This window comes from Curtobacterium sp. MCBA15_009 (assembly GCF_001864895.1).
Classification (GTDB): Bacteria; Actinomycetota; Actinomycetes; order Actinomycetales; family Microbacteriaceae; genus Curtobacterium.
The window spans coordinates 237,401-251,786 of record NZ_MJGO01000012.1 but is presented as its reverse complement, the minus strand read 5'-3'; the positions used below and the strand labels follow the sequence as shown (position 1 = coordinate 251,786).

Below are 14,386 nucleotides of genomic sequence, written 5' to 3'. Positions count from 1 at the left end.
TGCCAGCTGGCACCGGGCCTCCCGTCCGTCTCGGCGTGCGGGCCGCGACGTCCCGTCCCATCACATGTGCGGGAGGAAGCAGGATCGCGCGTGGGGGGCCGGAAGAACCGGCCTCCCACGCGCGATACGTCTTCCTGTGCACGGAACTGCTTCCGACGCGCGGAAGTGCTCCGGGTCAGGGAGCGAGGCGCAGCCAGACGGCGCCGAGCGGGGGGACCACCAGGTGCGCGGAGGCCGGTCGGCCCGCCCACGGAGTGTCCTCGGCGGTGACGACCCCGAGGTTGCCCACGCCGGAGCCGCCGTACTCGGCCGCGTCGGTGTTGAGGACCTCGTGCCACTCGCCGGCGGTCGGCAGGCCGAAGCGGCGCTCCACCGGCACGCCGGAGAAGTTCACGAAGACCGCGATGCGCTCGTCGCCGGCCTTCCGCAGGAACCCGATCGTCGAGTGCGGTGCGTCACCGCCTTCGATCCACTCGAAGCCCTCGGCCGTGCTGTCGTGCGTCCACAGCGCGGGGGAGTCCTTGTACACACGGTTCAGCTCGGCGACGAGGTCCTGCACGCCGCGGTGGCCCGGCTGGTCGAGGAGCCACCAGTCGAGGCCCTTCGCCTCGGACCACTCGGCGGGCTGGGCGAACTCCTGGCCCATGAAGAGCAGCTGCTTGCCGGGGTGCGACCACATGAAGGCGAGGTACGCGCGGACGTTCGCGAGCTTCTGCCACTCGTCACCCGGCATCTTGCCGACGAGCGAGCCCTTGCCGTGCACGACCTCGTCGTGGCTGATCGGCAGGGTGAACTGCTCGCTGAAGGCGTAGACGAACGAGAACGTGATCTCGTCGTGGTGGTAGCTGCGGTACGCGGGGTCGCGCTGCACGTACTCGAGCGAGTCGTGCATCCACCCCATGTTCCACTTCTGCCCGAACCCGAGGCCGCCGGCGCTCGTCGGCTGGGTGACGCCCGGCCACGAGGTGCTCTCCTCGGCGATCATCACGATGCCCGGGTAGCGCTTGTACGCGGTCGCGTTCGTCTCCTGCAGGAACGCGATCGCGTCGAGGTTCTCGCGGCCGCCGTGCACGTTCGGCAGCCAGTCGGTGCGGGAGTAGTCGAGGTACAGCATCGAGGCCACCGCGTCGACCCGGAGGCCGTCGATGTGGAACTCCTCGAGCCAGTACAGCGCGTTCGCGACCAGGAAGTTGCGCACCTGCGGCTGCCCGAAGTCGAACACGTAGGTGCCCCAGTCGAGCTGCTCGCCGCGGCGGGGGTCCGGGTGCTCGAACAGCGCGTAGCCGTCGAATCGACCGAGGGCCCACTCGTCCTTCGGGAAGTGCCCGGGGACCCAGTCCATGATCACGCCGATGCCGGCGGAGTGCAGGCGGTCGATCAGGTAGCGCAGGTCGTCCGGCGAACCGTAGCGCGCGGTCGGCGCGTAGTACCCGGTGACCTGGTAGCCCCACGAGCCGCCGAACGGGTGCTCGGCGAGCGGCAGGAACTCCACGTGGGTGAAGCCGGTGTACTGCACGTGGCCGATGAGCTGGTCGGCGACCTCGCGGTACGACAGGCCCGGGCGCCACGAGCCGAGGTGCACCTCGTAGACGCTCATCGGGGCGTCGTGGGTGGTGGCCTGCGCCCGGCGCTCCATCCACGCGGCGTCGCCCTCGGACCACGTGTACGTGGACTCGGTGACGACCGAGGCCGTCGCCGGGGCGATCTCCGCCTGGCGGGCGAACGGGTCGGCCCGCTCCACCCAGCCGGAGTCGGTGAGGATCTGGAACTTGTAGCGCTGTCCGACGACGGCGCCGGGCCAGAAGAGCTCCCAGACACCGAGGTCGTTGAGGCGACGCATCGCGGTGGTGCGGCCCTCCCAGCCCTCGAAGTCGCCGATCACCCGGACGGCCGTGGCGCGGGGCGCCCAGACCGCGAAGGCGACGCCGTCGACGCCGTCGACCGTGCGGGCGTGCGCGCCGAGGTGGTGCCAGAGCTGCTCGTCGCGGCCCTCGCCGAACAGGTGCAGGTCGAGCTCGCCGAGCGTCGGCGCGAACCGGTACGCGTCGTCGGTGGTCCAGGTCGCGTCGTCCTCGTCGGTCGACTCGTCGTGGTCGTAGTCGGCCTCGACGCGGTACCGGCCGAGGTCGCCGGCGGTGGCGCCAGCCCAGAGGCCGTCGCCCTCGTGGGTCAGCTCGACGTCGTCGCCGTCGGGGCGGACGATCCGGACGGCGCGGGCCAGGTGGCGGACCACGCGGACGCTCGTGCCGCCGTCGACGGGGTGCGGCCCCAGGACGTCGTGCGGCTGCGACCAGCGGCCCTCGGCGACCTGCTGGCGCAGCCAGTCCTCGATCGGGGCCGGACGTGGGCCGGACACGGCCTCGGAGCCGGCAGCGGGGGTGGCGGCCGACCCACCGGGCACGGAGGTCGGCGGCACGACGGGTGTCGGGCCTCCCGGCTGGATCCCGGGGCGCGCGGGAGCCGCGGCGACGACGGGGCTGCGCGGGTGCGACGCGTCGCCGGGGTGCCCGGCGAGCGTGGCGGACTCGTGCACGTCGCGGTCCGGGGACTCGCGCGGTGCGGCCGGGGCACCGGGCAGGTCCTCGTCCGGGGCGGACACCTTCGGCTCGTACCGGGGCGCCGGTGCGGCGCGCGGCGGCACGGGCGGGGGCGGCGGCTGGACCGGCGGCACGGCCGGCCCCCGGTCCGGGGTCGGGGCGGAGGAGGCGGTCGGGTCGTTCGTCATCGGTGGGGTCCTTCCACGACGAGCAGGTGCACGGGTTCCTGGAACGCGTCCAGGCGGACGTAGTTCGACGATCCCCAGACCCAGCGCTGCCCGGTCACGACGTCGCGGACGTCGAACAGGCCGTCGGCCGGCAGGCCGAGCGCGGCGAGGTCCAGGTGGACCGTCGTCTCGCGGGCCGAGTGGGGGTCGACGTTCGCGACGACGATCACCGTGTCGTCGCGGCCCGAGCGGTTGAACTCGCCGGGCAGGTGCTTCGAGTACACGACGGTCGCCGGGTCCTCGGCGGTGTGCACGTGCAGGTTCCGCAGCTGGCGCAGTGCGGGGTGCGCGGCACGCAGCCGGTTGAGCATCGTCACGTACGGGGCGAGGGACGCGCCCTCGGCCTCGGCGAGCGCGAAGTCGCGGGGCTTGTACTCGTACTTCTCGTTGTCGATGTTCTCCTCGGAGCCGGGACGGGCGACGTCCTCGAAGAGCTCGTAGCCGGAGTACATGCCCCACGTCGGCGCACCGGTCGCGGCGAGCGCCGCACGCACCTTGTAGCCGGCACGGCCGCCGTACTGCAGGTACTCGGTGAGGATGTCGGGGGTGTTCACGAAGAGGTTCGGGCGCAGGTAGTCGCTCGTCTCGTGCGAGAGCTCCTGGAAGTACTCCTCGATCTCCTCCTTCGTGTTCCGCCACGTGAAGTACGAGTAAGACTGCTGGAACCCGGTCTCGGCGAGGGCGCGCATCATCGCCGGGCGGGTGAACGCCTCGGCGAGGAACACCGTGTCGGGGTGCTCGTCGCGGACCTCGCGGATGACACGCTCCCAGAACCACAGCGGCTTCGTGTGCGGGTTGTCGACGCGGAAGATCCTGATGCCGAACGCCATCCAGTGGCGCAGCACGCGGAGCACCTCGGTGACGAGGCCCTCCGGGTCGGAGTCGAACTGGATCGGGTAGATGTCCTGGTAGCGCTTCGGCGGGTTCTCGGCGGTCGCGATGGAGCCGTCGGCGCGCTGCGTGAACCAGTCCGGGTGCTCGGTGACCCAGGGGTGGTCGGGGGAGCACTGCAGGGCGAAGTCGAGCGCGACCTCCATGCCGGTGTTCTTCGCGGTCTCGACGAAGTCGCGGAAGTCGTCCTCGGTGCCGAGGTCCGGATGGATGGCGTCGTGCCCGCCCTCGGCGGAGCCGATGGCCCAGGGGCTGCCCGGGTCGTTCGGGCCCGGGGTGAGCGTGTTGTTCGGGCCCTTGCGCGCGGTGGTGCCGATCGGGTGGATCGGCGGCAGGTAGACGACGTCGAAGCCCATCCGGGCGACGGCCGGCAGACGGCGGGCCGCGGTGCGGAAGTCGCCGCTCTTCCAGGAGCCGTCGGCGTTCTTCTTCGCGCCCTCGCTGCGGGGGAAGAACTCGTACCAGGCGCCGACGCCGGCGCGGGTGCGCTCGACGTCGAGCAGCTGTGTCGGCGAGGACGTGCGGAGCGAGGTGAGCGGGGCGTCCTCGACCTCGGCGACGATGCGCGGGTCGTCGACCGCGGCGAGGCGCTCGGCCGGCTCGAGGTCGGTGTCGCGGACGCGCTCCGCGGCGCGGGTGGCCGCGGGGGAGCCGGTCTCCTCGGCGAGGCGGTCGAGCAGCACGGCGCCGTCGAGCAGGGTCGCCTCGGTGTCGACGCCGGCGGCGATCTTCAGCCGCGCGGCGTGCAGCCACGTGGCCCAGTCGTCGGAGTACGACTCGACGTGCCAGGTCCACACGCCGACGTGGTCGACCTGCACGGTCGCCTCGTAGCGGTCGGTACCTGCGGAGACGAGTGTCAGCGGAACGGTGCGGGTGCCGCCGTCCGGGCGTTCGAGGACGAGGTCGGCGCCGATGATGCCGTGTCCTTCTCGGAAGACGGTCGCACCGAACGTGATCACCTCGCCGTCGAAGGCCTTGGCGGGGAACCCGTTCGGGGTCCGTGGGGCGAGCTCGGTGATCGGGATGCGCCCGATCTTCGGGCGTCGGGGTCGGTCTGCGATGGCCACGGAGGCGACGCTACCCGGAAGAGGGCGTGTGTTCCCCGGAGACGCGCGTCGTGTGGACGGCGCGCCGACCGTCGGTGCTTGTGGAGGGACGGACGGGAGGCGCGGGTCGGGGCCGCCACGGGCCTCCCGTCCGTCCGTCGGCCGGGCCCCGGACCGCGCCCCGCTGTGGTCGTCGCACGCCGGCTCTCCGGCGCGCGACGCGCAGGAGGAGCGCGCCGCCCCGCCGACTGGCGCCACTCCCGGGGCCGCGGCCCTCGCGCCTACGCCACCTCGAACAGGTGGATGCCCGGGCCGTACGCCGTGAAGACCTGGCCGGCGGGACGGAGCCGCTCGTGGTCGCGGTGCTTCTCGCTCGACCACGCCAGGCGGTACCCGAGGACGTCCTCGCGCACCGGCAGGGTCATGTCGCGGGTCCGGCCGCTGCCGTGCACGACGACGAGCACCTGGTCGGAGGGCTCGTGCTCGGGCGTCGACTCGACGAAGTACTGCAGGGCGCGGTGCACCGGCTGGTCCCAGCCCTCCACGGTCATCGGGTGCCCGTCCGGCCCGTACCAGGACATCCGCGAGGCACCGGGCGTCTCCTGCCCCTCGACGCCGAAGCGGGTGGGGCGGAGCGCCGGGTGCGCCTGCCGCAGTCGGGCCAGGGCGGCGACGGCCTCGGTCATGGTCTCGGCGTCCTCGTCGTCCGACCAGTCGACCGGGGTGAGGTCGTCCGACACCACGTAGGCGTTGTTGTTCCCGTGTTGGGTCCGGCTCCGCTCGTCGCCCGCGGTGAGCATCGGCACCCCGGCCGAGAGCATGAGCGTCGCCGCGAGGTTGCGCATCGACCGGCCCCGCGCGGCCCGGACCCCGCGGTCGGCGGTGTCGCCCTCGATGCCGTGGTTGAACGAGCGGTTGTCGTTCGAACCGTCGCGGTTGTCCTCGCCGTTGGCCTCGTTGTGCTTGCCGTCGTACGACACCAGGTCGAGCAGGGTGAAGCCGTCGTGGGCGGTGACGAAGTTCACGCTCGCCAGGGGGCCGCGGTCGGCACCGAAGGTGCTGCGCGACCCGGTCAGCGCCTCGGCCAGCCCACCGATGCCGGTCTGCGGCAGACCGGTGCGGCGCTCCTCCGCGATGTCGGTGAGCCAGAACTGCCGGACCGTGTTGCGGAACCCGTCGTTCCACTCGCTCGTGTGGTCGCCGGCCGCGCCGAAGGCCCCGGTCTTCCAGCCGTCCGGACCGACGTCCCACGGCTCGGCGATCACCAGGGTGTCCTGCAGGTCGGCGTGGTTCCGGATCCGCTCGAGCAGCGGGTGCGACGGGTCGAACCGGTGCTCGCCGTCGCGGGCCAGTGCGGCCATCAGGTCGAAGCGGAACCCGTCGACCTGCACCTCGCGCGCCCAGTAGACCAGGCTGTCGAGGATGAGGTCTGCCGTCGCCTCGACCGAGGTGTCGAGCGTGTTCCCGCACCCGGTGGTGTCGTAGTACCCGTCCCGGTAGGGCGGCGCGGAAGCAGCCCAGCGGTAGCGGTTCGCGCCGTCGATGCCGCGCAGGCTGGTCGTCGGACCGCCGAGGCCCTCTTCTGCCGTGTGGTTGTAGACGACGTCGAGCACCACCTGGATGCCGGCCTCGTGCAGCAGCCGGACCATGCCCTTGAACTCGCGCAGGACGGCGTCGGCGCCCTCCTGCTGCGCGGGCGCCGAGGCGTGCGCGGCGTGCGGGGCGAAGAACCCGAGCGTGTTGTAGCCCCAGGCGTTCTCGCGGCCGCCGTCGCGGAGCCACCGCTCGGTGTCGAACGCCTGCACCGGCAGCAGCTCGAGCGTCGTGACCCCGATGCGGTGCAGGTGCGCGATGGTGCTCTCGTGGGCGACCCCCGCGTACGTGCCGCGCAGGTGGTCCGGCAGGTGCGGGTTCGCGGCCGTCAGCGTGCGGACGTTCGCCTCGTAGACGACGGCGCGGTCGAGCGGGACCCGCGGCTTCACGACGCCGCCCCAGTCGAAGGCGTCGTCGACGACGACGCTCGTCCACCGGGGACCGTCCGCCTCGTCGTTCCCCGTCGGCAGGATCCCTCGGGCGTACGGGTCGAGCAGGGGACGCGTCGGGTCGAACCCGTGCCGCGGCCCGACCGGTCCGTCGACGAGCAGGTGGTAGCGGTCGCCCGGAGCGACGCCGGGGACCTCGCCGGCCCACACGTCGGTCCCAGCCGCGCGGTCGAGCGGGTGGCGGGTCACGCTGCCGTCGGACGCTGCCGCCACGACGAGCACGACGCTCGTCGCGGTCGCGGAGCGCAGGGAGAACCGCGGCACGGAACCCCGGAGGGAGAACCCCGGCGTGTGGTCGGTCGCTGTCTGGTGCACGCGACCAGGGTACGAGGACCGGCGCGTATCCTGGACATCGCTCATCCCAAGGAGTGCTCGTGTCCGTCTACCTCGACCACGCCGCGACGACGCCGATGCTGCCCGCGGCGCTCGCCGCGTTCACCGACGCGCTCGGCACCGTCGGCAACCCGTCCTCGATCCACAGCGCCGGCCAGCGCGCCAAGATGCTGCTCGAGGACGGCCGCGCCGCCGTCGCGCGCTCGCTCGACGCCGACCCCGTCGAGGTCGTCTTCACCTCCGGCGGGACCGAGAGCATCAACCTCGCCGTGAAGGGCCTGTTCTGGGCACGCCAGCGCGACCGCCGGCGACCCCGCATCGTCGTGCCGGGCGGCGAGCACCACGCCACCGTCGACACCCTGACCTGGCTGGAGACGCACGAGGGCGCGGTCGTCGACGTGGTCCCGCTGGACGCGCAGGGTCGCGTCGACCTGGCCGGACTGGAGGCACGACTCACCGATGCCTCGGACGTCGCCCTGGTCACGTTCCTGTGGGCGAACAACGAGGTGGGCACCATCCAGCCGGTGTCGCGGATCGTCGAACTCGCGCACGCCGCCGGCGTGCCCGTGCACAGCGACGCGGTGGCCGCCTACGGGCAGGTGCCGGTGTCGTTCGCTGCCTCCGGCCTCGACGCGCTCAGCGTGTCCGCGCACAAGATCGGCGGCCCGGTGGGCATCGGCGCACTCGTGCTCGGACGGAAGGCCACGGTCGAACCGCTCATCCACGGCGGCGGGCAGCAGCGCCAGGTCCGGAGCGGCACGCAGGACGCCCCCGCGGCCGCGGCGTTCGGCGTGGCGGCGTCGACGCCACACGCCTCGGTGCAGGCGCTGCGCGACCGCCTGGTCGCCGGCGTGCTCGCGGCGGTGCCCTCGGCCGTGCTCATGGGCGACCCGGTCGACCGGTTGCCGGGCAACGCGCACTTCACGTTCCCCGGCTGCGAGGGGGACTCGCTCCTGTTCCTGCTCGACGCCGCCGGCATCGCGGTCTCCACGGGGTCGGCCTGCCAGGCGGGCGTGCCCGAGGCGTCGCACGTGCTGCTCGCCATGGGGCTGACCGAGCAGGACGCCCGTGGGGCGCTCCGGATCACCCTCGGACACACGTCGACGGAGGCCGACGTGGACGCGTTCCTGGCCGCCCTGCCGGACGCCGTCGCGCGGGCTGGTGCCGCGGGCATGGCGTCGCGGGAGCCGTTGCTCGGGCGCTGGTCGTAGGTTCCGGCCGTGCGGGGACCGGCTACCGGGCGGCGTCGAACCGCTCCTGAGCGGCCGCGACGTCGTCACGGTTCGCCTCGGACCACAGCTTCAGCTGCCGGACCGTCCGGTGCAGCGAGAGCCCGAGGGCGGTCAGCTCGTAGGTGACCGTCACCGGGACCGTCGCGGTCGCGGTCCGGTCGACCAGTCCGTCCCGCTCGAGCGACCGCAGCGTCTGTGACAGCATCTTCGGACTCACGCCGGCGAGCACCCGCGCCAGTTCTGAGTACCGCATCGGTCGAGGGTCGCCGTCGCAGTCCGGCCCGCTGCCCAGGGCGGACAGGACCAGGGTCACCCACTTGCCGGACACCCGCGCGAGGAGCTGCTGGCTCGGGCACGCGGCCAGGAACGCGTTGTACTGCGTCTTCGCCGCGGCCTTCTTCTCCGCTGCCGTCGTCGTCGCCACGGTCACCTTCTCGTCATCTACGCACTTCTGGGTAACTCCTTCCCGTCGGGAAGCAGCTCCACCAGGGTGGAGCACGTGGACACCTTCCGACAAGCACCAGGAGACCCGACGATGACCAGCACCGACCACGCACTGCCCGGCGGCACCTGGACGATCGGGTACCGCACCGTCCCACGGTTCGGCTACGGCGCCATGCAACTCGCCGGACCGTGGGTCGTGGGTCCGCCCGCAGACCACGACGCGGCGGTGGCCGTCCTGCGTGAGGCCGTCGCGAGCGGGATCACGCACATCGACACCGCCGAGACGTACGGGCCGCGCGTGGTGAACGAGCTCATCCGGGAGGCCCTGGCACCCTCCGCCTCGGACCTGTTCATCGCCACGAAGGCGGGTGGGCGCCGGGACGCACAGGGCGGGTGGCCGGCCGCCCGCGAACCCGACGAGCTCCGGGCTCAGGTCGACGACAACCTCGAGACGCTCGGCGTCGACGTCCTCGACCTCGTGCACCTGCGCCTCGGCGACGCCGACGGACCGGTGCCCGGTCGCATCGATGCGGCGTTCGAGACCCTGGTCGACCTGCAGCAGCAGGGGGTCGTCCGGCACCTCGGCGTCAGCAACGCGACCGCCGACCAGGTGGCCCAGGCGCGGTCCATCGCTCCCGTCGTGTCGGTGCAGAACATGTACAACCTCGCGCACCGGACGGACGACGAGCTCATCGACCAGCTGGCCGACGACGGCGTCGCGTACATCCCGTTCTTCCCCCTCGGCGGGTTCACCCCGTTGCAGTCCGACGCGCTCGCCGCGGTCGCCCGCCGACTCGGTGCGTCACCGATGTCGGTCGCGCTGGCCTGGCTGCTGCACCGGGCACCGAACATCCTGCTCATCCCGGGGACGTCGTCGGTGGCGCACCTCCGCGAGAACATCGCCGGTGCCGGTCTGTCCCTGTCCGCCGAGGTCCTCGCCGAGCTCGACGGCATCGGTGGGTGACGCGAGTCGCCGTCGACGACCCCGGCACGGACCGGTGCGTATGGTCGAGAGCGTGATGGCGACCTCGGACAGCGGTGCCGGGCGGGACGGCCGGTGGGCGGTCCCGCTCCGACGGGTGTTCCCGTGGTGGTACCTCGGCGGGGCGGTGGCGACGTTCGCCGCGCTGGTGGTGCTGGAGCAGGAGGGCAGCACGGCGTTCGTGGCCTTCTGGGGTCCCGCGACCGGGCTCGCGATCCAGGACCGACAGCGAGCCGCGCGGGACCGAGCCGACCGGGGGCTCTCACTGGACCGACGGTCCCTCGTCGGTCCGCCGTGGCGTGAGCCGCTGTACACCGCGCTGCTGACGGCGTTCGCGGTCGGGGCCGGCCTGCTCGTCCACGCGATCTTCGGCGGGTGGTCCGGGACGGCGGCACTCGGTGCCGGCCTCCTGCTCGCGAGTGCGGCCGCGGGCGCCGCGCTCGTGCTGGTCGCCCGGGCCCGCCACCGACGTCGGCCGACCGGACCGCAGTCGTGACCCGCACCGCTCGGTGCGGGCGTGGGGCGGACGCACCACGGCGCGGACCGCGACCGGCGTGCCGGAGCCGCACCGGGCCTCCCGACCGGTCCGCCGGCTCGGCCGTCGCTCGGCGCGACCGGCGCGTCGCTGGCGCGACGCGAACCCGCCGGTAGCGCCGGTAGGATCGATGACCATGGTCGAACTGGACTTCTCCGAGCAGCTCTCCGCCCTCCGCGTGACGTTCGGCAACATCCGCTCGGTGGTCGACGTCGACCGCCTGCAGCGCGAGATCGCCGAACTCAGCGAGCAGGCCGGGGCCCAGGACCTCTGGGACGACGTCGAGCACGCGCAGCAGGTGACGAGCGCGCTCTCGCACCGGCAGGCCGAGCTGAAGAAGATCACCGACACCGAGGCACGCATCGACGACCTCGAGGTGCTCGTCGAGATGGCGAACGAGGCCGAGGACCAGGAGGCCGCGGACGAGGCGGCCGCCGAGCTCAAGGCGATCCAGAAGACCATGGGCGACCTCGAGGTGCAGACCCTGCTCGACGGCGAGTACGACGATCGCCCGGCCGTCATCACGATCCGCGCCGGCGCCGGCGGCGTCGACGCCGCGGACTTCGCGGACATGCTCATGCGCATGTACCTGCGCTACGCCGAACAGCACGGCTACAAGACGACCGTGATGGAGACCTCCTACGCGGAAGAGGCCGGCATCAAGTCGGCCACCTTCGAGGTGGACGCTCCGCACGCCTTCGGCACCCTGTCGATCGAGGCCGGCACGCACCGACTCGTCCGCATGTCGCCGTTCGGCGCCGCGGGCAAGCGCCAGACCTCGTTCGCCGCGGTCGAGGTCATCCCGCTCATGCCGGAGACCGCCGTCATCGACATCCCCGAGAACGACATCCGCGTCGACGTGTTCCGCTCGTCGGGCCCCGGTGGGCAGTCCGTCAACACGACCGACTCCGCGGTGCGCCTGACGCACATCCCGACCGGCACCGTCGTCTCGATGCAGAACGAGAAGTCGCAGATCCAGAACCGTGCGGCCGCCATGCGCGTGCTGCAGTCGCGCCTGCTCCTGCTGAAGAAGGAAGAGGAGAACGCGAAGAAGAAGGAGCTCGCCGGCAACATCACGGCGAGCTGGGGCGACCAGATCCGCTCCTACGTCCTCGCGCCGTACCAGATGGTGAAGGACCTGCGGAGCGAGCACGAGGTGAACAACCCCTCAGCCGTGTTCGACGGCGACCTGGACGGGTTCATCAACGCCGGCATCCGGTGGCGGAAGCAATCCGACGGCTCCTGAGCCGCGCGCCTCGCTCGTGTTCCAGGCAGGGCGACCTACCCTGATCCGGTCATGATCAAATTCGACCAGGTCACCAAGGTCTACTCGGGCAACCCGAGTCCGGCACTCGACAACCTCACCCTCGAGATCCTCAAGGGCGAGTTCGTGTTCCTCGTCGGCGCCTCCGGGTCCGGCAAGTCCAGCTTCCTGCGCCTCGTGCTCAAGGAGGAGAAGCCGACGAGCGGGCAGATCCACGTGCTCGGGCAGCGGCTCGGCGCACTCGCGTCCCGCAAGGTGCCGTACTTCCGGCGGAACCTCGGCGTCGTCTTCCAGGACTTCCGCCTGCTGCCGAACAAGAACGTCTTCGACAACGTCGCGTTCTCGCTGCAGGTGATCGGCAAGAGCAAGGGCTTCATCAGCGAGGCCGTCACCGACGTCCTCAAGCTCGTCGGGCTCGCCGGCAAGGCCACGCGCATGCCGCACGAGCTCTCCGGTGGTGAGCAGCAGCGCGTCGCCATCGCGCGGGCCGTCGTGAACAAGCCGTCGGTGCTCCTCGCCGACGAGCCCACCGGCAACCTCGACCCGACCACGTCGGCGGGCATCATGGCGCTCCTCGAACGCATCAACCAGGGAGGCACCACCGTGCTCATGGCGACGCACGACGCCAGCATCGTCAACCAGATGCAGCGCCGGGTCATCGAGCTCTCGAACGGCACCGTCCTGCGCGACGAGCAGTCCGGCGGCTACCAGACCCAGGCCGTGCCGATCCAGCGTGGTGCCGGTGTCTCGAACACCACCGGCATCCAGACGATCCCGGGGCTCATCCGATGAGGCTCGGACTCGTCATGTCCGAGGTCGGCTCGGGCCTGCGCCGCAACGCCTCGATGGTGGTCTCCGTCGTCCTGGTGACCTTCATCTCGCTCACGTTCGTGGGCACCGCGATCCTGCTGCAGATGCAGATCAACCAGATGAAGGGCTACTGGTACGACCGGGCGCAGGTCGCGGTGTACCTGTGCACCGACACCGACACGACCGGCAACTGCACGGGGGCCAAGGCCACCGAGGACCAGCGGAAGCAGATCCAGTCGCAGCTCGAGTCGTCGACGCTGCAGCCGTACATCGAGAAGACGTACTACGAGGACCAGGACCAGGCGTTCACCCGGTTCAAGCAGCAGTTCAAGGACTCCGCGGCGACGGAGTTCGTCAAGCCCGAGTACCTCAACGAGACCTTCTGGGTGAACCTGAAGAACCCGTCGCAGGCGGACGTCCTCGTCGAGAGCCTGTCGAAGGTCGCCGGTGTGCAGAGCGTCGTCGACCAACGCGGCTACCTGCAGCCGATCTTCAACCTGCTCAACGCCGCGTCCTACACGGCGATCGGCGTCGCGGCACTCATGCTCGTCGCCGCCGTGCTGCTCATCGCGACGACGATCCGGTTGTCGGCGTTCAGTCGACGGCGAGAGCTCGGCATCATGCGATTGGTCGGCGCGTCGAACCGGTTCATCCAGACACCCTTCGTGCTCGAGGGGGTCATCGCGGCCGCCATCGGTGCGGTCCTGGCCGGCGGTGCGATCACCGCGGTGGTCTGGTTCTTCGTCCGGAACTTCCTGGCGGAGCGCTTCACCGGGACGGCCTTCATCGGCATGGGGGACGCGGCGATCGTCGTGCCTGCGGTCATCGTGATCGGGGTGCTGCTCGCGGCGGTGTCGGCGTCGATCGCGATCCGGCGCTACCTGAAGGTCTGAGGTCTGCGCCGCCGGCGGCAATGCCTCGCCGACACCGGCGGCGTCTTGCCGACATCGGCGCGCCGGGAAGGTGCACGGGGCCGACGGTGTTCGGTAGTCTGTAGGGCTGCGCAGTGCAGCGGCCGAATCGAGAGGAGTCCGTCATGGCGAAGGAACGCGGGGAGAAGATCGTCGCGACGAACCGTCGCGCCCGACACGACTACCTCATCGAGGACACGTACGAAGCGGGCATGGTCCTGTCCGGCACCGAGGTGAAGTCCCTGCGCATGGGACGGGCGTCGTTGGTCGACGGGTATGCCTACATCGACGGTGGCGAAGCGTGGATCGACGCCGTGCACATCCCGGAGTACACCGAGGGCACGTGGAACAACCACTCGCCGCGACGGAAGCGCAAGCTCCTGCTCCACAAGCAGCAGATCGTGAAGATCTCGCACAAGACGGCGCAGGGCGGCTACACGCTCGTGCCCCTGCAGATCTACTTCCACGACGGCCGGGTCAAGGTCGAGATCGCGGTCGCCAAGGGCAAGCGCGAGTTCGACAAGCGGCAGGCCCTGCGCGAGAAGACCGACAAGCGCGAAGCCGAGCGGGCGATGCGCACGCGGAACCGCGTCGGCGAGTAGCGTCGGACCACCTCGGTCGGCTAGACTGAGGGACTGCTCCTCCGGGGGCATCGGTAACTCAACAGCGTGACAGCGGCTCGCACGTCCGGCCCGTATGGGGATGATCGGTTTCGACATTGCCTGTGTGCCGACGGGAAGCGGGCCGAGGACCCACGGTCATCTCGTGAACGATCCGTGGAAAACAACAAGTGCCAATTCCAAGCGCACTGACTTCGCTCTCGCTGCGTAAGCAGCCCAGCACATGAAGTCCGTCGGCCAGGTGACCGTCCCCTAACCTGATCCCGGCGTCATCCAGAGGACTTGCTGCACGGTTGCGCCTCAGGGCCGTGCGGGACTTGCACTGAGACTGGGCCCGTCGTCCTAGAAGCCGGTAGCAAAGGACGGGGCCGAGCAGAACGAATCATCCGGATACGCCCGTAGAAGACGTCGAATTGCAGCGATGGACGGGGGTTCGATTCCCCCCATCTCCACCATTCGTCGGCCGTCGAGCCGCTGTCACGCCGAGTCGCCACGACGAACGCCCCGCCACC

11 protein-coding genes and 1 other RNA gene are annotated in these 14,386 nt (G+C 71.2%); 8 read left to right on the top strand and 4 right to left on the bottom strand.

Annotated elements, in window-relative coordinates:
- Positions 1–175: 175 nt before the first annotated feature.
- The 3 genes from glgB to BIU97_RS05045 all read right to left on the bottom strand — a co-directional run bounded on the left by glgB (position 176) and on the right by BIU97_RS05045 (position 7,058).
- Entirely contained in the window at positions 176–2,725 is a 2,550-nt protein-coding gene (glgB, locus tag BIU97_RS05055; protein WP_139195902.1) for a 1,4-alpha-glucan branching protein GlgB, read from the bottom strand.
- Complete coding sequence (locus BIU97_RS05050) at positions 2,722–4,722, bottom strand: alpha-1,4-glucan--maltose-1-phosphate maltosyltransferase (RefSeq protein ID WP_254782903.1); 2,001 nt, start codon at positions 4,720–4,722, stop codon at positions 2,722–2,724. The genes glgB and BIU97_RS05050 overlap by 4 nt, the downstream gene beginning before the upstream one ends.
- Before the next feature lie 260 nt (positions 4,723–4,982).
- Positions 4,983–7,058: a glycogen debranching protein gene (locus tag BIU97_RS05045; protein ID WP_071253765.1), complete on the bottom strand. Its 2,076-nt coding sequence runs from the start codon at positions 7,056–7,058 to the stop codon at positions 4,983–4,985.
- Positions 7,059–7,117: 59 nt separating this feature from the next.
- Here BIU97_RS05045 and BIU97_RS05040 point away from each other — a divergent pair, with 59 nt between their 5' ends.
- Positions 7,118–8,287 (top strand): cysteine desulfurase family protein, encoded by a 1,170-nt coding sequence (locus tag BIU97_RS05040; protein WP_071253907.1) that lies wholly within the window; start codon positions 7,118–7,120, stop codon positions 8,285–8,287.
- Positions 8,288–8,309: 22 nt separating this feature from the next.
- On the opposite strand, the gene BIU97_RS05035 is transcribed toward BIU97_RS05040, so the two are convergent.
- The gene (locus BIU97_RS05035) at positions 8,310–8,732 is read right to left on the bottom strand and encodes a winged helix-turn-helix transcriptional regulator (protein WP_071253908.1); all 423 of its coding nucleotides are present in this window, start codon (positions 8,730–8,732) and stop codon (positions 8,310–8,312) included.
- Positions 8,733–8,843: 111 nt separating this feature from the next.
- On the opposite strand from BIU97_RS05035, the gene BIU97_RS05030 reads away from it, so the two are divergent.
- The 7 genes from BIU97_RS05030 to ssrA all read left to right on the top strand — a co-directional run bounded on the left by BIU97_RS05030 (position 8,844) and on the right by ssrA (position 14,329).
- Positions 8,844–9,716, top strand: coding sequence for an oxidoreductase (locus tag BIU97_RS05030; RefSeq protein ID WP_071253764.1), 873 nt, complete (start codon positions 8,844–8,846; stop codon positions 9,714–9,716).
- Positions 9,717–9,768: 52 nt separating this feature from the next.
- Positions 9,769–10,230 carry a hypothetical protein gene (locus BIU97_RS05025; RefSeq protein WP_139195901.1) on the top strand — a complete coding sequence of 154 codons (462 nt, stop codon included), beginning with the start codon at positions 9,769–9,771 and terminating at the stop codon, positions 10,228–10,230.
- A 175-nt stretch (positions 10,231–10,405) separates the two neighbouring features.
- Positions 10,406–11,515, top strand: coding sequence for a peptide chain release factor 2 (gene prfB, locus BIU97_RS05020; RefSeq protein WP_071253906.1), 1,110 nt, complete (start codon positions 10,406–10,408; stop codon positions 11,513–11,515).
- Positions 11,516–11,566: 51 nt separating this feature from the next.
- The gene (ftsE, locus tag BIU97_RS05015) at positions 11,567–12,325 is read left to right on the top strand and encodes a cell division ATP-binding protein FtsE (protein WP_071253760.1); all 759 of its coding nucleotides are present in this window, start codon (positions 11,567–11,569) and stop codon (positions 12,323–12,325) included.
- A complete protein-coding gene (gene ftsX / locus BIU97_RS05010; RefSeq protein ID WP_071253758.1) occupies positions 12,322–13,236 on the top strand; it encodes a permease-like cell division protein FtsX in 915 nt (304 codons plus the stop codon). The genes ftsE and ftsX overlap by 4 nt, the downstream gene beginning before the upstream one ends.
- A 143-nt stretch (positions 13,237–13,379) precedes the next feature.
- Positions 13,380–13,856: an SsrA-binding protein SmpB gene (gene smpB, locus BIU97_RS05005; RefSeq protein ID WP_071253756.1), complete on the top strand. Its 477-nt coding sequence runs from the start codon at positions 13,380–13,382 to the stop codon at positions 13,854–13,856.
- A 96-nt stretch (positions 13,857–13,952) separates the two neighbouring features.
- Positions 13,953–14,329: a transfer-messenger RNA gene (gene ssrA / locus BIU97_RS05000) on the top strand.
- Positions 14,330–14,386 lie beyond the last annotated feature (57 nt).